The following is a 20,249-nucleotide window of genomic DNA, read 5'->3' on the forward strand; positions in this document are numbered from 1 at the left end:
ATGTCAAACCTGTTTTACCAGACCAAATCGCCGCGCCCGGTGCTTGACCGCGCCGAGGGGATTTATATGTGGGATGTGAACGGCAAGCGCTATATCGACGGGTCATCGGGGGCGATGGTGTCAAACCTTGGCCATTCCGACCCTGCGGTATTGGCCGCGATGCGGGCGCAGATGGAGAAAGCCACCTTCGGCTACAGGCTGCATTTCCAGACGGAAAGTTCCGAGGAATTGGCGGCAAAAACGGCGGCGCTGGCGCCTGAGGGGTTGAACAAGGTGTTCTTTGTTTCGGGCGGGTCCGAGGCGGTGGAAAGCACGCTGAAACTGGCGCGGCAATATGTGCTTGCCCAAGGCCAGCCGCAGCGGTTCAAAGTGATCTCGCGCTATCCATCCTATCACGGCTGCACCCTGGGCGCGCTGGCGATTACCGGCTATGCGCCAATGACCGCGCCCTTTGACCCGATGATGCAGCGGATGCCGAAAATTCCGGCCCCGCGCGCCTATCTGGACGGGCTGAACCCTGATGATCCGGCGACGGGCCTGCATTACGCCAATATGCTGGAGCAGGCGATTTTGCAGGAGGGGCCAGAGACGGTTCTGGCCTTTATCGTGGAGCCTGTGGGCGGAGCATCTACGGGCGCTTTGGTGCCGCCTGCGGGCTATATGCAGCGGATACGCGAAATTTGCACGCAATATGGCGTGTTGTTGATTCATGATGAGGTGATGACAGGCGGCGGGCGCACGGGCGCGTTTTTTGGCGCTGAACATTGGGGAACCGCCCCGGATTTGATCGCCTTGTCCAAGGGGTTTGGCAGCGGTTATGCGCCGCTTGGGGCGATGATTGCGCGGGATGATATGGTTGAGGCGGTGATGGCGGGGGGTGGGTTTATTCACGGCTTCACCTATGCCGGGAACCCCCTGGCCTGTGCGGCGGGCGTGGCGGTACTGGACCAGATCGCCAAGCGTGATCTGGTCGGCAACGCGGCACGGATGGGCGTGTTGCTGCAAGAGCGGCTTGCGGGCCTGATGCAACGCTATGCGCTGATTGGTGATGTGCGCGGCAAAGGGCTGCTGTGCGCGTTTGAGTTGATGGCCGATCGCGCCACCAAGGCACCGCTTGACCCCGGTTTGCACGCCCATGCGCGGCTGGTCGATATTGCCTATGACAACGGGTTGATTATTTACTCCCGACGCACGCGGGGCGGCACCTCGGGCGATCATTTTCTTGTATGCCCGCCGCTGATTACCACCGAGGCGCAGGTGGATGAGATAACGGAATTGCTGGATAAATCCCTGGCGCAATATATGGCGGAGCTGCCCGCCAAGGTGGCGTAGATGTCGAAAATCATCATCACTTGCGCGGTTACGGGGTCGATCCATACGCCCTCCATGTCGCCCTATCTGCCGATTACAGCGGATGAGATTACCGAAAGTGCGGTCGATGCAGCAGAGGCAGGCGCGGCGATTTTGCATCTGCATGCGCGTGACCCGGTGGATGGGCGACCCTCGGCCGATCCTGCGCATTTCATGGCATTTTTGCCGCGAATCAAACAGGCCTCGGATGCGGTTTTGAATATTTCCACGGGTGGCAGCGCGGTGATGACGCTGGCGCAGCGCTTGGCCGCGCCGAAACGGGCGGAACCCGAGATGTGTTCGTTGAACATGGGCACGATGAATTTCGCGCTTTATCCGGCGGCAGAGCGGATTACAGAGTGGAAATTTGACTGGGAAAAGCTGTTTCTGGAAGGCTCGGACGATCTGGTTTTCAAGAATACCCCCCGCGATATGGCGCATGTGCTGGAAGAAATGGGCACCCAGCGTGGGGCAAGGTTTGAATTTGAATGCTATGATGTCAGCCATCTTTATATGCTGCGGCATTTTGTTGATCGTGGCTTGGTGCAGGCGCCCTTGTTCATTCAATTCGTGTTCGGGGTGTTGGGCGGCATTGGCCCGGACCCGGAAAACCTGACGCATATGAAGCTGATCGCGGATCGGTTGTTTGGTGCCGATTACATGTTTTCGGTGCTGGCGGCGGGGCGGCATCAGATGCCACTGATCACCATGTCGGCCATTCTGGGCGGTCATGTGCGCGTAGGGCTGGAGGATAGTTTGATGCTGTCGCGCGGGGTTCTGGCCAAATCGAACGCCGAGCAGGTTGTCAAGATTCGCGGTATTGTTGAGGCACTGGGGCGCAGCGTGGCAACGCCCGCCGAGGCCCGCGCGATGCTGCACCTTAAAGGTGCGGATCGGACGGCGATTTAAAGGATGGATATCAACATTGCTCCTGTGACCTGTGCGGATGTGGCCCTGCTGCATCAAGCGCTTACCCGGCTATCGGTGGATTTGGGCGATACGCATATCGCCAGCCTTTCGGCGCTTGAGGCGGCTGGGTTCGGGGCCTCGCCGTCGTGGCGGGCGCTGTTGGCGCAAGCTGCGGGTACCCCCGTGGGCGCGTTGCTGGCCTCGCCCCTGTTTTCGACGACGCGCGGTGGTCTGGGGCTGTTTGTCTCTGACCTGTGGGTGGATGCGGGGCAGCGGGGCCAAGGGCTGGGGCAGCGATTGCTGGCCTGCGCCCTGCGCGAATGGTCGCCGGTTTTTGTAAAGCTGGCGGTTTATGACGGCAATGACGCCGCGCATGCGTTCTATGCGCGCGCGGGCTTTGTGGCGCAGGATGACACCAATATGATTTTGCACGGGGCGGCGCTGGACCGCCTGAAAGGACTGCGATGAAAGCGATTTTCGACGAGCGGCAATGGAAACATCAGCCCAAGTATTTCATGGCGAATGGCGCGATTTTGCCGAACCCGGAACAGGCCGAGCGGATTGACCGATTGCAAGCGGGGGCCAAGGCGGCGGGCTGTGCGTTTCAAGCGCCGGATGATGCGGGGCTTGGCCCGATTGCGGCGATTCATTCAGCGGAATATCTGACGTTCTTGCAAAATATCTACACCCGCTGGCAGCGGATGGAGGGCGCGGGCGAGGAGGTTATTCCCAACATTCACCCGGCCAATCGCAGCGACAGCTATCCGAAATCGGCCATTGGTCAGGCGGGTTATCATCAGGCCGATACGGCCTGCCCGATTGCCTCTGGCACCTGGGAGGCGGCCTATTGGTCGGCGCAATCGGCCATTACAGGCGCGGATTTGCTGCTGGGCGGCGAGCGGGCCGCCTATGTGCTGTCACGCCCGCCGGGGCATCATGCCTTTGGCGATCTGGCGGGGGGATTTTGCTTTCTCAACAACTCGGCGATTGCTGCCGAACGGCTGTTGGCGGCGGGCAAGCGGCCTGTGGTTTTGGATGTCGATGTGCATCATGGCAACGGCACGCAAGGCATATTCTATCACCGCCGCGATGTGCTGACGGTTTCCATCCACGCCGACCCGGAGCGGTTTTACCCGTTTTTCTGGGGGCAGGCGCATGAACGCGGGCAGGGGGCGGGCCTGGGCTATAACCTGAACCTGCCGTTGCAGCGCGGCACTGATGATGCGGGGTTTCTCGCGGCGCTGGAGGTGGCGTTGCAGCAAATCCGCAGTTTTGGGGCCGATGTGGTGGTGGTGGCGCTGGGGCTGGATGCCTATATCGGCGACCCGTTCAAGGGTTTGGCCGTCACCACGCCGGGCTTTGCGCGGATCGGGGCGGCGATTGCCAGCTTGGGCCTGCCATGCCTGTTTGTGCAAGAGGGCGGCTATATCTGTGATGCGCTGGGCGACAACCTGACCAGCGTGCTGGGTGGTTTTTCGGGGGCCTGAGCGGCTATCAACCTCTTTTGCTGTGAAATCACGCTAAGGGGCCTTTCGGACCTGCGGTAAATTTGGCAGTTAAGACGCAGCCAAATTCGAGAGGTCACTATGACGACGCCACCCAAGACTGCCGCTGTGGAAATCTCGTCCAGCACCCTGACCCATTTGCAACGATTGGAGGCGGAAAGCATCCACATCATGCGCGAGGTGGTGGCAAATGCGGACAACCCCGTGATGCTCTATTCTGTAGGCAAGGATTCGGCCTGCATGCTGCATCTGGCAAAAAAGGCGTTTTACCCGGCACCACCGCCGTTTCCCTTGCTGCATGTTGATACCACCTGGAAATTCCAGGAGATGTACAAGCTGCGCGAAAAGGCGGCGGCTGATGCCGGGATGGAATTGCTGATCTATCAAAACCCCGAGGCGCTGGCGCAGGGCATCAACCCGTTTGACCATGGCGGGATGCATACCGATATGTGGAAGACCGAGGGGCTGAAACAGGCGCTGACCAAGTATAAATTCGACGTGGCCTTTGGGGGGGCGCGCCGCGATGAAGAAAAATCCCGCGCCAAGGAACGGATTTTTTCCTTCCGCTCGGCCAACCATCGCTGGGACCCAAAACAGCAACGCCCCGAGTTGTGGAAGCTGTACAACACCCGCAAGGCCAAGGGCGAAAGCATCCGCGCGTTTCCACTGTCAAACTGGACGGAACTGGATATCTGGCAATATATCCATCTGGAGGGCATCGAGATTGTGCCGCTGTATTTTGCCGCCCCGCGCCCGGTGGTCGAATATAATGATATGCTGATCATGGTCGATGATGATCGCTTTCCGCTGGCCAATGGGCAAAAGCCAGAGATGCGCTCGGTGCGGTTCCGCACGCTGGGTTGCTATCCGCTGACCGGGGCCGTGGAAAGCATGGCCGCGACCTTGCCGCAGATCATTCAGGAAATGCTGCTGACGACCACATCCGAACGGCAAGGCCGCGCGATTGACCATGATCAATCCGCGAGTATGGAAAAGAAGAAGCAAGAGGGGTATTTCTGATGGCTGACATGACCCAAAAAGACCCCGCTTATGTCACAGAGGCGCTGATCGCCGAAGATATCGACGCCTATCTGGAAAAGCACCAACACAAGACCATGCTGCGCTTTATCACCTGTGGCTCGGTTGATGATGGCAAATCAACGCTGATCGGGCGGCTGCTGTATGACAGCAAGATGATCTTTGAAGACCAGCTTGCCAGCCTTGAAAGCGACAGCCGCGCGCATGGCACCCAAGGGCAGAACATTGACTTTGCTTTGCTGGTGGATGGTTTGGCAGCCGAACGTGAGCAGGGCATCACGATCGACGTGGCTTACCGTTTCTTTGCCACCGACAAGCGCAAGTTCATTGTGGCCGATACCCCCGGCCACGAACAATATACCCGCAACATGGTCACGGGGGCCTCTACGGCCGATCTTGCGGTGATCTTGATTGATGCGCGGCAAGGGGTGCTGACGCAAACGCGGCGACATTCTTATTTGGTCAACTTGTTGGGCATCAAGAACGTCGTTCTTGCCGTGAACAAAATGGATCTGGTCGGCTATAGCGCCGAGAGATTTTACAAGATAGTCTCGGAATATTCGACTTTTGCACAGAAAATCGGGATGAAAGCGTTTCTGCCAATCCCTATTTCGGGGCTGGCGGGCGATAACATCGTAAGCCGATCAGAGAATACGCCGTGGTATCAGGGCCCCACCCTGCTGGGGCATCTGGAAGACGCGCCGATCAATATGGCGCAGATGCAAGACAGTGATTTCCGTATGGCGGTGCAATGGGTGAACCGCCCCAACCTGGATTTTCGTGGGTTTTCCGGGCTGATCGGGTCGGGCAGTGTGGCCCCCGGCGATGCGATTCGGGTTCTGCCTTCGGGCAAAACCACATCCGTCAAATCCATCGTAACCTATGGCGGCACGCTGGACCGGGCGGTCGCGGGCCAATCGGTTACCCTGACCTTTGCCGATGAGGTGGATTGTTCGCGCGGTGATGTGATTACGGCGGCGGATGCGCCTTGCGAAGTGGCGGATCAGTTTGAGGCAACGCTGGTCTGGATGGGTGAGGCCGAAATGCTGCCCGGCCGACCCTATTTGCTGAAAATGGGCACCCAGACCCTGACCGCCACAGTGACCGAGCCGAAATATGAGGTGAATGTCAACACGCTGGAACACCTGACCTCGCAAACGCTGGGGCTGAATGCGATTGGCGTGGTGAATATCTCAACCGATCGCGCGGTTCCGTTTGAAGCCTATGCCACAAACCCCGATCTTGGCGGGTTTATTCTGATTGACCGGATGACCAATGCAACAGTGGCCGCCGGGATGGTGCATTTCGCCCTGCGCCGCAGCCAGAACATCCACTGGCAAGCCCTGGATATTGGCCGCGCAGCCCATGCCGAGATCAAGAACCAAAAAGCCAAAGTGATTTGGTTCACCGGGCTTTCGGGGTCGGGCAAGTCTACGATTGCCAATATCGTTGAGAAAAAGCTGCATGCGATGGGCAAGCACACGTTCTTGCTTGACGGTGACAACGTGCGCCACGGGTTGAATCGTGACCTTGGCTTTACCGATGCCGACCGGGTGGAAAATATCCGCCGTGTTGGTGAGGTGGCAAAGTTGATGACCGATGCCGGGCTGATTGTTCTGACCGCGTTCATCTCGCCGTTCCGGGCAGAGCGGCTTATGGTGCGCGAAATGATGGCCGCCGGAGAGTTCATAGAGATCCATGTCAACACCCCGCTGGAGGTTGCCGAGGCGCGCGACGTGAAAGGCCTGTATAAAAAGGCCCGCGCCGGGAATCTGAAAAACTTTACTGGTATCGACAGCCCTTATGAAGCACCAGAGGCAGCCGAAATCACTGTGAACACGGTAGAGCTGACCGCCGAAGACGCCGCCGAACAAATCGTTCAGGTGCTTTTGTCGACGTGATCGCAAAACCGCGCCCCCCGCTTTGGGGGGCAAGGGGGGGCGCCAGGTTTGACAGTCCCGGCCAAGCTGCCTGACGGGGCCAGAAGAGCCCGGACAGTCGATGGTTTGCATCGGGCTTGAAACTTGGGGCGCAAAGCGGTATCTGCGGGCAAAGCATCGAACAGTCAGGACGCAATGATGGCAAAGGCCAACCCTCTTCAGTTCATCCAACAAGTGCGGAGCGAGATTTCCAAAGTTGTCTGGCCAAACCGCCGTGAGGTGGTTTTGACCACGATCATGGTGTTCATCATGGCGGCGCTGACCGCGACCTTCTTTTCGCTGGTTGATCTGACAATCCGCACCGGGCTGAGCGCAGTGATCAACAGCCTCGGCTGAAACATGCCAGAAGTAGCCGTGCCCCCTTGAAATCATGGGGCTGGCGTTGTAACTGAGGCCGTAATCAGGAATGAAAAACGCGCGGAGATTCGGGCCGCGCGTTGTTTTTTTCCACGCAGGGCGGAATAAACTGCCCGAAAGTCAAGGAATTACCGAGGCTTGGGTCTTGGATCAGATAGGTGAAGCAGGCATGGCGAAGCGGTGGTATTCGGTAAGTGTTCTCTCAAATTTTGAGAAGAAGATTGCCGAGCAGATCAGAACGTCCGTTATAGAGGCCGGGCTTGAGGATGAGATCGAAGAAGTTCTGGTTCCGACAGAAGAAGTTCTGGAAGTGCGGCGCGGCAAGAAGGTGACGTCCGAGCGGCGCTTCATGCCCGGCTATGTGCTGGTGCGCATGGAAATGACGAACAAGGGCTATCACCTGATTTCATCAATCAACCGCGTTACCGGGTTCCTGGGCCCGCAGGGCAAGCCGATGCCAATGCGCGATGAGGAAGTGAACGCGATTCTGAATCGGGTTGAAGAGGGTGAATCTGTCCCGCGCAACCTGATCCGCTTTGAAATTGGCGAGCAGGTGAACGTGACTGACGGTCCGTTTGAGGGCTTTGCCGGTATGGTTGAAGAGGTAGACGAAGATCATAGCCGCCTGAAGGTGACGGTCTCTATCTTTGGCCGGGCAACCCCGGTCGAATTGGAATTCACGCAGGTTACCAAAACAGCCTGACGTGCATCTGTGGGAGGCGAGGCCGCGCGGGAAACCGCGGGGCGCGAACCGAACCACTAAACCTTGTGCCCCGTTGTGGGGTGCGGTGATAAAAGGAGAGGCCACATGGCCAAGAAGATTATTGGGCAGTTGAAGCTGCAAGTTAAGGCGGGGCAAGCCAACCCATCCCCACCCGTTGGCCCGGCATTGGGTCAGCGCGGCCTGAACATCATGGCTTTCGTCAAGGAATTCAACGCGAAAACCGCTGATCTGGAGCCGGGCACGCCGACGCCGGTTATCATCACCTATTATCAGGATAAGTCCTTCAGCTTGCAGACAAAGGTCGCCCCGGCGTCCTATCTGTTGAAAAAAGCTGCTGGCCTGCCACCTGTGGGCAAGCGCAACCGCCCCAAAGGGTCTGTGAAGCCCGGCCGCGAAACTGCGGGCACGATTACTTTGGCACAGTTGCGCCAGATCGCCGAAGCCAAGATGAAAGATCTGAACGCCATTGACGTTGATGGCGCGATGCAGATCATTCTCGGCTCGGCCAAATCCTGCGGTATCGAGGTTAAAGGGTAAATCATGGCAAAGTTTGGAAAACGGACGCGCGCGGCGCGGGAAGCCTTTGCTGGCAAAGACATGATTGCGGTTGATGATGCGGTTGCGCTGATCAAGTCGAACGCAACTGCCAAGTTTGATGAAACGCTGGAAATCGCGATGAATCTGGGCGTTGACCCGCGTCATGCGGATCAAATGGTGCGTGGCGTTGTGACCTTGCCGAACGGCACAGGTAAAACGGTGCGTGTTGCTGTGTTTGCGCGTGGCCCCAAGGCCGATGAAGCGACCGCAGCTGGTGCCGATATCGTTGGCGCAGAAGACCTGATGGAAGCCATTCAGGGCGGCAAGATTGATTTTGATCGTTGCATCGCAACCCCGGACATGATGCCGCTTGTCGGCCGTCTGGGCAAGATCCTTGGTCCGCGCAACCTGATGCCGAACCCAAAGGTTGGCACTGTAACCATGGATGTCGCCGGTGCTGTTGGCAATGCCAAGGGCGGCGAAGTGCAGTTCAAGGTTGAAAAGGGCGGCGTTATCCATGCGGGTATCGGCAAAGCCTCGTTCGATGCTGACAAGCTGGCCGAGAACATTCGCGCCTTTGTGGATGCTGTAACCAAGGCCCGTCCGGCTGGCGCCAAGGGCACCTATCTTAAGAAGATTTCGCTGTCTTCGACGATGGGTCCGGGGGTCGCTGTCGATCTGGCCTCTGCTGCGGCGAAGTAATTTCCGTATGATGCGCGCAAGCGCATCTTGCGGGCTTGGCAGGGGGGGGCATCAGCGCCGCTTTATGCCAAAGAAATTCCTGACCCTTTGGGGAAAGGATGGCGGGGCCGCGATAGGCCCTGTCCTGTCCGAGACGGTGGGGGGGCATTTGCCCTTAATCTTCCTGCCTGAGATGGGGATCGAGACAAATTTCCGAGGTTTTCCTCGGGTGATCTGGCCTCGGGACCCGTAAAAGGACCCGAACGCCCGTTTCTTTGGAAAGGGGCAAATATGAGCCGGGGATCAGAAAATATTCTGGGCCCCAAAACTTGGAGTGAAACTGTGGATAGAGCACAAAAAGAGAAAGTGGTCGACGAACTCGGCCAGATCTTTGAAAGCTCTGGCGTCGTAGTGGTTGCCCACTACGCCGGGATCACGGTTGCACAGATGCAGAGCCTTCGCGCCGAAATGCGCAAAGTTGGTGGTTCTGTACGCGTTGCCAAGAACAAGCTCGCCAAGATCGCCCTTGAAGGGACGCCCGCTGCAAAGATGGCTGACCTGCTTACGGGCATGACCGTGTTGACCTATTCCGAAGACCCTGTCGCAGCTGCGAAGGTCGCGGACGAGTATGCCAAGAAGAATGACAAGTTCATTATTCTTGGTGGTGCTATGGGTGACACAATGTTGGATCCTGCTGGTGTGAAAGCCGTTGCAGCGATGCCGTCGCGTGAGGAGCTTATTGCTTCGATCGTGTCTTGCATCGGTGCACCTGCGTCGAACATCGCCGGGGCCATTGGCGCGCCTGCTCAAAACATCGCCGGTATCTTGTCCACGATTGAGGACAAGGCTGCCGCCTGAGCAATCTTATGATCCGGCGTGGTTGTAATACCGACGTTGGAACCCATCTTAACTGAACGGAACAGAAAATGGCTGATCTGAAAAAACTCGCCGAAGAAATCGTGGGTCTTACCCTGCTTCAGGCACAAGAACTGAAAACCATCCTGAAGGATGAGTATGGCATCGAGCCCGCTGCTGGCGGCGCTGTGATGATGGCTGGCCCTGCTGCAGGTGCTGCCGAGGCTGCTGAAGAGCAGACCGAGTTTGACGTTGTTCTGACCGAAGCCGGCCCGAACAAAATCAACGTCATCAAAGAAGTGCGCGCGATCACCGGTCTTGGCCTGAAAGAAGCCAAGGATCTGGTTGAAGCTGGCGGCAAGGTAAAAGAAGGCGTGTCCAAAGCTGACGGCGAAGGCTTCAAGAAGAAGCTGGAAGAAGCTGGCGCGAAAGTAGAGCTGAAGTAATTTGGCTGGTGCCATTGGGTGCCGTTTGAAATAAAAGGCTGGGCGCGATGTATTTCGCGCCCGGCCATCTGCGTCTTACGATATGTCTTGGCAGGGGTTTGATCCGGGGTTGACAGGGTTTTGGCCCCAAACCCCTTCCAAGGTGTGTTGTCCAAGTTCGGGAGCCTTCCGGTGGGACGGGGGGCATGAATAGAACCGGTAACCCCTCTATCGCCAAGCGGCGTATGCTCGTGGCCCGACGAGCCTGCGCCGGCGAAAACGATGAAAGGTGACTATGAGCATGGCTCAGAGCTACGTAGGTCAAAAGCGAATCCGCCGTTACTTTGGCAAAATCCGCGAAGTGCTGGAGATGCCGAACCTGATCGAGGTTCAGAAATCTTCCTATGATTTGTTCCTGAAATCGGGCGAGGGCCCGAAGCCGACCGATGGAGACGGTATTCAGGGCGTTTTCCAATCGGTGTTTCCGATCAAGGATTTCAACGAAACGGCTGTTTTGGAGTTCGTGAAATACGAGCTTGAAAAGCCGAAATATGATGTCGACGAATGCCAGTCGCGCGACATGACTTACGCCGCACCGCTTAAGGTGACGCTGCGTTTGATCGTGTTTGATGTTGACGAGGATACCGGCGCGCGCTCGGTCAAGGACATCAAGGAACAAGACGTGTTCATGGGCGATATGCCTTTGATGACGCATAACGGCACCTTCGTCGTGAACGGCACCGAACGCGTGATCGTAAGCCAGATGCACCGTTCACCCGGCGTGTTTTTTGACCATGACAAGGGCAAGACCCATTCCAGCGGCAAATTGCTGTTCGCCTGCCGGATCATCCCCTACCGCGGGTCTTGGCTGGATTTTGAATTCGATGCCAAGGACCTTGTGTTTGCGCGCATCGACCGTCGGCGCAAACTGCCGGTGACGACGCTGCTTTATGCGCTTGGCATGGGCCAAGAGCAGATCATGGACGCGTATTACAACACCGTCAGCTATAAATATGAGAAGAACAAGGGCTGGGTCACCAGGTTCTTCCCCGAGCGTGTGCGCGGCACCCGCCCGGCGTTTGATATTGTTGACGCCGATACCGGCGAAGTGCTGTGTAAAGCGGGCGACAAGATGACGCCACGGATGGTCAAGAAGATCATCGACGAGGGTAAAGTGCAGGAATTGTTGCTGCCCTTTGACCAGATCCTTGGCAAATACGTCGCCAAGGATATCATCAACGAAGAAACCGGCGAGATCTGGGTCGAAGCCGGCGACGAGTTGACGATGGAATATGACAAGGACGGCGAAGTGAAAGGCGGAAGCCTGAAGGTTCTGCTGGACCAGGGCATTACCGATATCCCGGTTCTGGATATCGATAACGTCAATGTCGGCCCCTATATTCGCAACACCATGGCCGCCGACAAGAACATGGGCCGCGACACCGCGTTGATGGACATCTACCGCGTTATGCGCCCAGGTGAGCCGCCAACCGTAGAAGCGGCGTCGAACCTGTTTGACACGCTGTTCTTTGATAGCGAGCGTTATGATCTTTCGGCCGTTGGCCGTGTGAAAATGAACATGCGTTTGGATTTGGGCAAGCCCGACACCCAGCGCACGCTGGACCGTGACGATATCGTTGCCTGTATCAAGGCCCTGACCGAATTGCGCGATGGCAAGGGTGAGATTGACGATATTGACCACCTTGGCAACCGCCGCGTGCGGTCGGTTGGCGAATTGATGGAAAACCAGTACCGTGTCGGCCTTTTGCGGATGGAACGTGCGATCAAGGAACGGATGAGCTCGGTCGAGATCGACACGATCATGCCGCAAGACCTGATCAACGCGAAACCGGCTGCGGCTGCGGTGCGTGAATTCTTCGGCTCTTCGCAGCTGTCGCAGTTCATGGACCAAACCAACCCACTGTCCGAAGTCACCCATAAACGTCGTCTTTCGGCCCTTGGGCCGGGCGGTTTGACGCGGGAACGCGCCGGCTTTGAGGTGCGCGACGTTCACCCGACCCATTATGGCCGGATGTGCCCGATTGAAACGCCAGAAGGTCAGAACATTGGTCTGATCAACTCGCTGGCGACATTCGCGCGCGTGAACAAGTACGGGTTTATCGAAACGCCGTATCGCAAGGTTATCGACGGGCAAGTGACCGACGAAGTGGTCTATATGTCCGCGACCGAGGAAATGCGCCACACGGTTGCGCAGGCCAATGCGCAGCTGGACGAAAACGGGCGCTTTGTGAATGATCTGGTTTCCACCCGGAAAGCCGGCGATTTCATGCTGAACCCATCGGAAGCTGTGGACTTGATCGACGTTTCGCCCAAGCAGCTTGTGTCGGTTGCGGCGTCGCTGATCCCGTTCCTTGAAAACGACGACGCCAACCGCGCGTTGATGGGCTCCAACATGATGCGGCAGGCGGTGCCTTTGGTGAAATCCGACGCCCCTTATGTGGGCACGGGGATTGAAGGCATTGTTGCGCGCGACTCTGGTGCGGCCATCATGGCGCGCCGTGCGGGTATCATTGATCAGGTCGATGCGCAGCGTATCGTTGTGCGCGCGACCGAGATGATGGAACCCGGAGAGCCGGGCGTGGACATCTACCGTCTGCGCAAGTTCAAGCGGTCGAACCAGTCGTCTTGCATCAACCAGCGCCCGCTGGTGAAGGTGGGTGATACGGTTGTGCGCGGCGAAGTTGTGGCCGATGGCCCCAGCACCGATATGGGCGAATTGGCCGTTGGCCGGAACGTCATCGTCGCCTTCATGCCGTGGAATGGCTATAACTACGAAGACTCGATCCTGATTTCCGAGCGTATTCTGAAAGACGACGTGTTCACCTCGATCCATATCGACGAATACGAAGTTGCAGCGCGCGATACGAAACTGGGGCCGGAGGAGATTACCCGCGATATTCCCAACGTCGGTGAGGAAGCCTTGCGCAACCTCGACGAGGCCGGGATTGTTTACATCGGTGCCGAAGTGCAGCCGGGCGATATTCTGGTTGGCAAGATCACGCCAAAGGGCGAAAGCCCGATGACGCCAGAAGAAAAACTGCTGCGCGCCATCTTTGGTGAAAAAGCCTCTGACGTGCGCGATACGTCGCTGCGCTTGCCGCCGGGTGCGTTTGGTACGATTGTGGAAGTGCGTGTGTTCAACCGTCATGGTGTGGACAAAGACGAGCGCGCCTTGCAGATCGAGCGTGAGGAAGTCGAACGCCTTGCCCGCGACCGTGATGACGAATTGGTCATTCTGGAACGCAACATCTATTCGCGTCTGAAAACCCTGATCATGGGCAAAACCGCTGTCAAAGGGCCGAAAGGCATCAAAGCAGGGTCAACCATTGATGAGGAATTGCTGGGCACGCTGAGCCGTGGTCAGTGGTGGCAGTTGGCGCTTGGTGAAGAGGCCGAGGCGAAAGACGTCGAAGCCCTGCACGACCAGTTCGAGGCGCAAAAACGCGCTTTGGATCACCGTTTCGACGACAAGGTCGAAAAGGTGCGTCGCGGGGATGACCTGCCTCCGGGCGTGATGAAGATGGTCAAAGTGTTTGTGGCGGTAAAGCGCAAGCTGCAACCGGGCGACAAGATGGCTGGTCGTCACGGCAACAAGGGTGTGGTGTCCAAAGTGGTGCCGATGGAGGACATGCCGTTCCTTGCGGATGGTACGACCGTTGACATCTGTTTGAACCCCTTGGGCGTGCCGTCGCGGATGAACGTCGGTCAGATTCTGGAAACCCATATGGGTTGGGCCGCGCGCGGCTTTGGGATGAAGATCGACGAGGCTTTGGCCGCTTACCGTCGCTCGGGGGATATGACCCCGGTGCAAGAAGCGATGCGTCTGGCTTATGGGGATGAAACCTATGAGGCGGCGTTCAGCGACCGCAGCGATGAGGAGTTTCTGGAACTGGCAGGCAATGTGACCGGCGGTGTGCCGATTGCAACGCCCGTCTTTGACGGCGCAAAGGAAGCGGATATCAATGACGCGCTGAAACGGGCAGGGTTCGCAGAATCCGGTCAGTCCATCGTGTTTGATGGCCGCTCGGGTGAGCAGTTCGCACGACCCATTACCGTCGGCGTCAAATATCTGCTGAAACTGCACCACCTTGTCGACGACAAATTGCACGCCCGCTCTACCGGCCCATACTCGCTTGTCACACAGCAGCCGCTGGGTGGTAAGGCGCAGTTCGGTGGTCAGCGTCTGGGTGAGATGGAGGTCTGGGCCTTGGAGGCCTATGGCGCTGCATACACCTTGCAAGAGATGCTGACTGTGAAGTCGGACGACGTGGCGGGGCGGACCAAAATGTACGAAAGCATCGTGAAGGGTGAAGACAGTTTTGAGGCCGGCGTGCCTGAAAGCTTCAACGTTCTGGTGAAGGAAGTGCGTGGCCTCGGCCTGAATATGGAACTCCTGGACGCGGAGGAAGAGTAAGCGGTTGGCCCCGATTTTTCGTCGAAAAATCAGAATTTTCGCCGAAAATTCGGGGTCGCCTTTCACTTTTCCACGCCTCCTTTCAAGGAATGAGACATGAACCAGGAACTTTCGACCAACCCGTTTAACCCGGTAGCCCCGGTCAAGACCTTTGATGAGATCAAGATCAGCCTGGCCTCGCCGGAGCGGATTTTGAGCTGGTCTTATGGTGAGATCAAGAAGCCGGAAACCATCAACTACCGCACATTCAAGCCAGAGCGTGACGGTCTGTTCTGCGCGCGTATCTTTGGCCCGATCAAGGATTACGAATGCCTGTGCGGCAAATACAAGCGCATGAAATATCGCGGCGTTGTCTGCGAAAAATGCGGTGTGGAAGTCACGCTGCAAAAGGTTCGCCGTGAGCGGATGGGCCATATCGAATTGGCCGCACCCGTTGCGCATATCTGGTTTTTGAAGTCGCTGCCAAGCCGTATTGGCCTGATGCTGGATACCACGCTGCGGGATCTGGAGCGGATTCTCTACTTTGAAAACTATGTGGTGATTGAGCCGGGTCTGACCGACCTGACCTATGGCCAGTTGATGACCGAAGAAGAGTATCTGGACGCGCAAGACCTGTATGGGGCGGATGCATTCACCGCCAATATCGGCGCTGAAGCCATCCGGGAAATGCTGGCCGCGATCGACCTTGAGGCAACTGCTGACCAGTTGCGCGAAGAGTTGAAAGAAGCGACAGGCGAATTGAAGCCGAAAAAGATCATCAAGCGCTTGAAGATCGTTGAGTCGTTCCTCGAGTCGGGTAACCGCCCCGAATGGATGGTTCTGACAGTGCTTCCGGTTATCCCGCCAGAATTGCGCCCCTTGGTGCCGCTGGATGGCGGTCGCTTTGCGACATCCGATCTGAACGACCTGTATCGCCGCGTCATCAACCGCAACAACCGCCTGAAGCGGCTGATTGAACTGCGTGCGCCCGATATCATCGTGCGCAACGAAAAGCGGATGTTGCAGGAATCTGTCGATGCGCTGTTTGACAATGGCCGTCGTGGCCGCGTGATCACGGGCACCAACAAGCGCCCGCTGAAATCGCTGTCGGATATGCTGAAAGGCAAGCAGGGTCGCTTCCGTCAGAACCTTTTGGGCAAACGCGTCGACTTTTCGGGCCGTTCGGTTATTGTGACCGGCCCCGAGCTGAAACTGCACCAGTGCGGCCTGCCGAAAAAGATGGCGTTGGAGCTGTTCAAACCCTTCATCTATTCGCGTCTTGAGGCCAAGGGGCTTTCCAGCACCGTCAAACAGGCGAAAAAACTGGTCGAAAAAGAGCGTCCTGAGGTTTGGGATATTCTGGACGAGGTGATCCGCGAGCACCCGGTTCTGTTGAACCGCGCGCCGACTTTGCACCGTTTGGGCATCCAGGCGTTTGAGCCAATCTTGATCGAAGGCAAGGCTATTCAGCTGCACCCGCTGGTCTGTTCGGCCTTCAACGCTGACTTTGACGGCGACCAGATGGCGGTCCACGTTCCGCTGTCACTGGAAGCACAGTTGGAAGCGCGCGTCTTGATGATGTCGACCAACAACGTGCTTTCGCCTGCCAATGGTGCGCCGATTATCGTTCCATCGCAGGATATGGTCTTGGGCCTGTACTATACGACCATGCAGCGTAAGGGCATGGTTGGTGAAGGCATGGCCTTTGCCGATGTGACCGAAGTCGAACATGCGCTGGCCGCAGGTGCGGTGCATTTGCATGCCTCGATTTAGGCGCGGATCAAGCAGATCGACGCAGAAGGCAATGAGGTGTGGAAGCGCTATGAAACCACGCCGGGCCGTTTGCGCCTTGGCAACCTGTTGCCCGTGAATGCCAAAGCGCCGTTCGACCTTGTGAACCGTTTGTTGCGCAAGAAAGACGTCCAGAACGTCATCGACACGGTCTACCGCTATTGCGGCCAGAAAGAATCGGTGATTTTCTGCGACCAGATCATGACCATGGGTTTCCGTGAGGCGTTCAAGGCCGGTATTTCGTTCGGTAAGGACGACATGCTGATCCCTGACACCAAGTGGGAGATTGTGAACGAAGTTCGCGATCAGGTGAAGGAATTCGAACAACAGTATATGGACGGCCTGATCACTCAGGGCGAAAAATACAACAAGGTTGTCGATGCCTGGTCGAAGTGTTCGGACAAGGTCGCCAGCGAGATGATGGATGAAATTTCCGCCGTCCGTTACAGCGATGCTGGCGTCGAGCAAGAACCGAACTCGGTTTATATGATGTCGCACTCTGGGGCGCGTGGTTCGCCAGCGCAGATGAAACAGTTGGGCGGGATGCGTGGTTTGATGGCCAAGCCGAACGGCGAGATCATTGAAACACCGATCATCTCGAACTTTAAAGAAGGTCTGACCGTGTTGGAGTACTTCAACTCTACCCACGGTGCCCGTAAGGGCCTTGCGGATACGGCTTTGAAGACGGCCAACTCGGGCTACCTGACGCGGCGGCTGGTTGATGTTGCACAAGATTGCATCATTCGGGCGCATGATTGCGGAACAGAAAACAGCATAACCGCCTCGGCGGCGGTGAATGATGGTGAGGTCGTGTCCTCGCTGTCTGAACGTGTGCTGGGCCGTGTGGCCGCCGAGGATATCCTTGTTCCGGGTCAGGATGAGGTGATCGTGGCGCGCGGCGAGCTGATCAACGAGCGCACCGCTGATCTGATTGATATGGCTGGTGTTGCCTCGGCGCGCATCCGCAGCCCGCTGACCTGTGAAGCCGAAGAAGGGGTCTGCGCCCAGTGCTATGGCCGCGACTTGGCCCGTGGTACGTTGGTGAACCAGGGTGAGGCTGTCGGCATCATCGCCGCGCAGTCGATCGGTGAGCCGGGCACACAGCTGACGATGCGGACGTTCCACATCGGCGGTATTGCGCAGGGTGGGCAGCAGTCGTTCCTCGAAGCATCCCAGGAAGGCAAGGTTGAGTTCCGCAACGCGAACTTGCTGGAAAACCATGGGGGTGAGCAGGTTGTCATGGGCCGGGCGATGCAGATCGCCATCATCGACGAGGCTGGTCAGGATCGGGCAACGCACAAGGTTTCCTACGGTGCCAAGGTTCACGTCAAGGATGGCCAGGCGGTCAAACGTGGCGCGAAGCTGTTCGAATGGGACCCCTACACCCTGCCGATCATTGCCGAAAAAGCCGGTGTCGCGCGGTTTGTAGATCTGATTTCGGGCATTTCGGTGCGCGAAGATACGGATGATGCAACCGGCATGACCCAGCGGATCGTTTCTGACTGGCGGTCGGCGCCGAAAGGCAGCGACCTGAAACCCGAAGTCATCATCATGGATGAAAACGGTGAACCGGTGCGCAACGAAGCCGGCAATCCGATTTCCTACCCGATGTCGGTCGACGCGATTTTGTCGGTCGAAGACGGTCAGGATATTCGCCCCGGCGACGTGGTTGCGCGTATTCCGCGCGAAGGTGCCAAGACCAAGGACATCACCGGGGGTCTTCCCCGTGTGGCAGAATTGTTTGAGGCACGGCGCCCGAAGGATAACGCGATCATCGCGGAATCCGATGGCTATGTGCGGTTCGGCAAAGACTATAAGAACAAGCGCCGCATCACGCTGGAACCGCTGGATGACAGCCTTCAGCCGCTGGAATACATGGTGCCCAAGGGCAAGCATATTCCGGTACAAGAGGGTGATTTTGTCCAGAAGGGCGATTACATCATGGACGGCAACCCGGCCCCGCATGACATTCTGCGGATCCTGGGGGTCGAGGCGCTTGCCAACTACATGATCGACGAAGTGCAGGACGTGTATCGTTTGCAGGGCGTGAAGATCAACGACAAGCATATTGAGGTGATCGTTCGCCAGATGTTGCAAAAGTTCGAGGTTCTCGAACTCGGGCCAGACCACGCTGCTGAAGGGCGAAAACGTCGATAAGACGGAATTGGATGAGGCCAACGCCAAGGCGCATAAGTTGGGGGTCCGTCCCGCAACCGCCGAGCCGATCTTGTTGGGCATCACCAAGGCCAGCTTGCAAACGCGCAGCTTTATTTCTGCGGCGTCGTTCCAGGAAACCACGCGGGTTCTGACCGAGGCATCGGTTCAGGGCAAGCGCGACAAACTGGTCGGCCTGAAAGAAAACGTCATTGTCGGGCGCCTTATCCCGGCAGGGACGGGCGGGGCAACAAGCCGCGTCAAGCGGATTGCGGCAGAACGTGACCAAAAGGTCGTGGAAAACCGCCGGGCAGAAGCCGAACAGGCCGCAGCTTTGGCGGCACCTGTGCCGGTTAGTGCCGCTCCGGTCGACGGCCTCGGCGAGTAAACCTCGGCACTGAAATGAAAAGGCCTCTCGCATGAATTTGCGGGGGGCCTTTTTTCTATTTGTGCGGGATACAATAATCAGCGCGTGTGGGCCTTGACCTTGGCTGCCCGGCACTGAAATGCTTTGCCTGCGGCCAGAGGGGATTGCTTTGACTTTTACAGACAATACGCGCGGGATCATTTTCATGGCGGTGGCCATGGCCACATTTACCGTGAATGACAGCTTCATGAAGGCGGTTACGCAGGTATTGCCCTTGTCCGAGGCGATCGTGATCCGCGGGGTGATGACCCTGGCTGCGTTGCTGGTCTTGGCTTGGGCGATGGGCATGAAAAGCATCTGGATATCACCTGACGACCGTGCCCTTTTGGGCTGGCGCACGGCGGCTGAATTGGGGGCAACGATCACCTTTTTGCTGGCCTTGCGGCAGATGCCCTTGGCAAATCTGTCGGCGATCATGCAATCTTTGCCGCTGGCGGTGACGCTTGGCGCGGCGATTGCGTTGAAAGAGCCGGTTGGCTGGAGGCGGATGACGGCGATTGCCGTGGGCTTTGCGGGCGTCTTGCTGATCGTGCGGCCGGGGACCGACGGTTTTAACATCTGGTCGGTGGTGGCGCTGATATCCGTTGCCTTTGTCGTGGTGCGGGATTTGACAACGCGGCAGTTTTCAACCGGGTTGCCATCGGTGACCATTGCAATCTACACCTCGATTGCGGTGACGTTGATGGGCCTGTCCGGGTTGGCAATCGAAGAGTGGACGCCGGTTGAACCGCAGGTTCTGGCCATGCTGGCCGGGGCTTCGGTGATGCTTATTCTGGGGTATTTGTTCATCGTCATGGCGATGCGTGTGGGCGATGTGGGTGTTGTCGCACCGTTTCGCTACTCTGCGTTGATCTGGGCGATCTTGTTGGGCTGGCTGGTGTTTGACGATTTCCCAAGGGGGCTGACACTGCTGGGGGCCGCGATCATCGTTGCAACCGGGCTTTATACCTATCTGCGTGAACACCAGTTGCAGCGTCGAATTTCTGCCAGCAGGGCCTCGCTGACCGGGACCGCCACACCCGATAGATAGGGCAGGGCCCACCCGCGGGGCAAGTGTTGACATTGCTTGCGACTCCCCCTATACGCCCAGACACCTGACGTATGTGCAAGCATGTCCGAAGGTCTCAAAGACTGAAGTGGTC

The 20,249-nt window shown here is 57.6% G+C and carries 14 protein-coding genes and 1 pseudogene; all 15 read left to right on the plus strand.

Going from position 1 to position 20,249, the window contains the following annotated elements:
* The 15 genes and pseudogenes from VDP61_RS12710 to VDP61_RS12780 all read left to right on the plus strand — a co-directional run bounded on the left by VDP61_RS12710 (position 1) and on the right by VDP61_RS12780 (position 20,137).
* Positions 1 to 1,332, plus strand: coding sequence for an aspartate aminotransferase family protein (locus VDP61_RS12710; RefSeq protein WP_323007248.1), 1,332 nt, complete (start codon positions 1 to 3; stop codon positions 1,330 to 1,332).
* Positions 1,333 to 2,259, plus strand: a complete 927-nt coding sequence (locus VDP61_RS12715) for a 3-keto-5-aminohexanoate cleavage protein (RefSeq protein ID WP_323007249.1) — start codon at positions 1,333 to 1,335, stop codon at positions 2,257 to 2,259.
* 3 nt (positions 2,260 to 2,262) lie between these two features.
* Positions 2,263 to 2,727, plus strand: coding sequence for a GNAT family N-acetyltransferase (locus VDP61_RS12720; protein ID WP_323007250.1), 465 nt, complete (start codon positions 2,263 to 2,265; stop codon positions 2,725 to 2,727).
* Positions 2,724 to 3,746 (plus strand): histone deacetylase family protein, encoded by a 1,023-nt coding sequence (locus tag VDP61_RS12725; RefSeq protein WP_323007251.1) that lies wholly within the window; start codon positions 2,724 to 2,726, stop codon positions 3,744 to 3,746. Before VDP61_RS12720 ends, VDP61_RS12725 begins: the two co-directional genes overlap by 4 nt.
* Positions 3,747 to 3,845: 99 nt before the next feature.
* Positions 3,846 to 4,784, plus strand: a complete 939-nt coding sequence (cysD, locus tag VDP61_RS12730; protein WP_323007252.1) for a sulfate adenylyltransferase subunit CysD — start codon at positions 3,846 to 3,848, stop codon at positions 4,782 to 4,784.
* 8 nt (positions 4,785 to 4,792) lie between these two features.
* Positions 4,793 to 6,703, plus strand: a complete 1,911-nt coding sequence (gene cysN, locus VDP61_RS12735) for a sulfate adenylyltransferase subunit CysN (protein WP_323007543.1) — start codon at positions 4,793 to 4,795, stop codon at positions 6,701 to 6,703.
* Between the two features lie 177 nt (positions 6,704 to 6,880).
* Complete coding sequence (gene secE, locus VDP61_RS12740) at positions 6,881 to 7,078, plus strand: preprotein translocase subunit SecE (protein ID WP_323007253.1); 198 nt, start codon at positions 6,881 to 6,883, stop codon at positions 7,076 to 7,078.
* 190 nt (positions 7,079 to 7,268) lie between these two features.
* On the plus strand, positions 7,269 to 7,802 hold the full coding sequence (gene nusG, locus VDP61_RS12745) for a transcription termination/antitermination protein NusG (RefSeq protein WP_323007254.1): 534 nt from the start codon (positions 7,269 to 7,271) through the stop codon (positions 7,800 to 7,802).
* Between the two features lie 105 nt (positions 7,803 to 7,907).
* Entirely contained in the window at positions 7,908 to 8,360 is a 453-nt protein-coding gene (gene rplK, locus VDP61_RS12750) for a 50S ribosomal protein L11 (RefSeq protein WP_323007255.1), read from the plus strand.
* A 3-nt stretch (positions 8,361 to 8,363) separates the two neighbouring features.
* Positions 8,364 to 9,062 carry a 50S ribosomal protein L1 gene (rplA, locus tag VDP61_RS12755; protein ID WP_323007256.1) on the plus strand — a complete coding sequence of 233 codons (699 nt, stop codon included), beginning with the start codon at positions 8,364 to 8,366 and terminating at the stop codon, positions 9,060 to 9,062.
* Between the two features lie 321 nt (positions 9,063 to 9,383).
* Positions 9,384 to 9,899, plus strand: coding sequence for a 50S ribosomal protein L10 (gene rplJ / locus VDP61_RS12760; protein ID WP_323007544.1), 516 nt, complete (start codon positions 9,384 to 9,386; stop codon positions 9,897 to 9,899).
* Positions 9,900 to 9,967: 68 nt separating this feature from the next.
* On the plus strand, positions 9,968 to 10,342 hold the full coding sequence (rplL, locus tag VDP61_RS12765) for a 50S ribosomal protein L7/L12 (RefSeq protein WP_323007257.1): 375 nt from the start codon (positions 9,968 to 9,970) through the stop codon (positions 10,340 to 10,342).
* 280 nt (positions 10,343 to 10,622) lie between these two features.
* Positions 10,623 to 14,756, plus strand: a complete 4,134-nt coding sequence (gene rpoB, locus VDP61_RS12770; protein ID WP_323007258.1) for a DNA-directed RNA polymerase subunit beta — start codon at positions 10,623 to 10,625, stop codon at positions 14,754 to 14,756.
* 96 nt (positions 14,757 to 14,852) lie between these two features.
* Positions 14,853 to 19,068, plus strand: a pseudogene (gene rpoC / locus VDP61_RS12775) (DNA-directed RNA polymerase subunit beta').
* A 148-nt stretch (positions 19,069 to 19,216) separates the two neighbouring features.
* Positions 19,217 to 20,137 (plus strand): DMT family transporter, encoded by a 921-nt coding sequence (locus VDP61_RS12780; RefSeq protein ID WP_323007259.1) that lies wholly within the window; start codon positions 19,217 to 19,219, stop codon positions 20,135 to 20,137.
* The last annotated feature ends 112 nt before the right edge of the window (positions 20,138 to 20,249 follow it).

The sequence above is a fragment of the Pseudorhodobacter sp. genome (assembly GCF_034675685.1).
In the GTDB taxonomy this organism is placed as follows: domain Bacteria; phylum Pseudomonadota; class Alphaproteobacteria; order Rhodobacterales; family Rhodobacteraceae; genus Pseudorhodobacter.

Bases quoted from the DNA above. Each gene is read 5' to 3' on its own strand.
- VDP61_RS12710 (WP_323007248.1), top strand. From the start codon at position 1: ATGTCAAACCTGTTTTACCAGACCAAATCGCCGCGCCCGGTGCTTGAC.
- VDP61_RS12715 (WP_323007249.1), top strand. From the start codon at position 1,333: ATGTCGAAAATCATCATCACTTGCGCGGTTACGGGGTCGATCCATACG.
- VDP61_RS12720 (WP_323007250.1), top strand. From the start codon at position 2,263: ATGGATATCAACATTGCTCCTGTGACCTGTGCGGATGTGGCCCTGCTG.
- VDP61_RS12725 (WP_323007251.1), top strand. From the start codon at position 2,724: ATGAAAGCGATTTTCGACGAGCGGCAATGGAAACATCAGCCCAAGTAT.
- cysD (WP_323007252.1), top strand. From the start codon at position 3,846: ATGACGACGCCACCCAAGACTGCCGCTGTGGAAATCTCGTCCAGCACC.
- cysN (WP_323007543.1), top strand. From the start codon at position 4,793: ATGACCCAAAAAGACCCCGCTTATGTCACAGAGGCGCTGATCGCCGAA.
- secE (WP_323007253.1), top strand. From the start codon at position 6,881: ATGGCAAAGGCCAACCCTCTTCAGTTCATCCAACAAGTGCGGAGCGAG.
- nusG (WP_323007254.1), top strand. From the start codon at position 7,269: ATGGCGAAGCGGTGGTATTCGGTAAGTGTTCTCTCAAATTTTGAGAAG.
- rplK (WP_323007255.1), top strand. From the start codon at position 7,908: ATGGCCAAGAAGATTATTGGGCAGTTGAAGCTGCAAGTTAAGGCGGGG.
- rplA (WP_323007256.1), top strand. From the start codon at position 8,364: ATGGCAAAGTTTGGAAAACGGACGCGCGCGGCGCGGGAAGCCTTTGCT.
- rplL (WP_323007257.1), top strand. From the start codon at position 9,968: ATGGCTGATCTGAAAAAACTCGCCGAAGAAATCGTGGGTCTTACCCTG.
- rpoB (WP_323007258.1), top strand. From the start codon at position 10,623: ATGGCTCAGAGCTACGTAGGTCAAAAGCGAATCCGCCGTTACTTTGGC.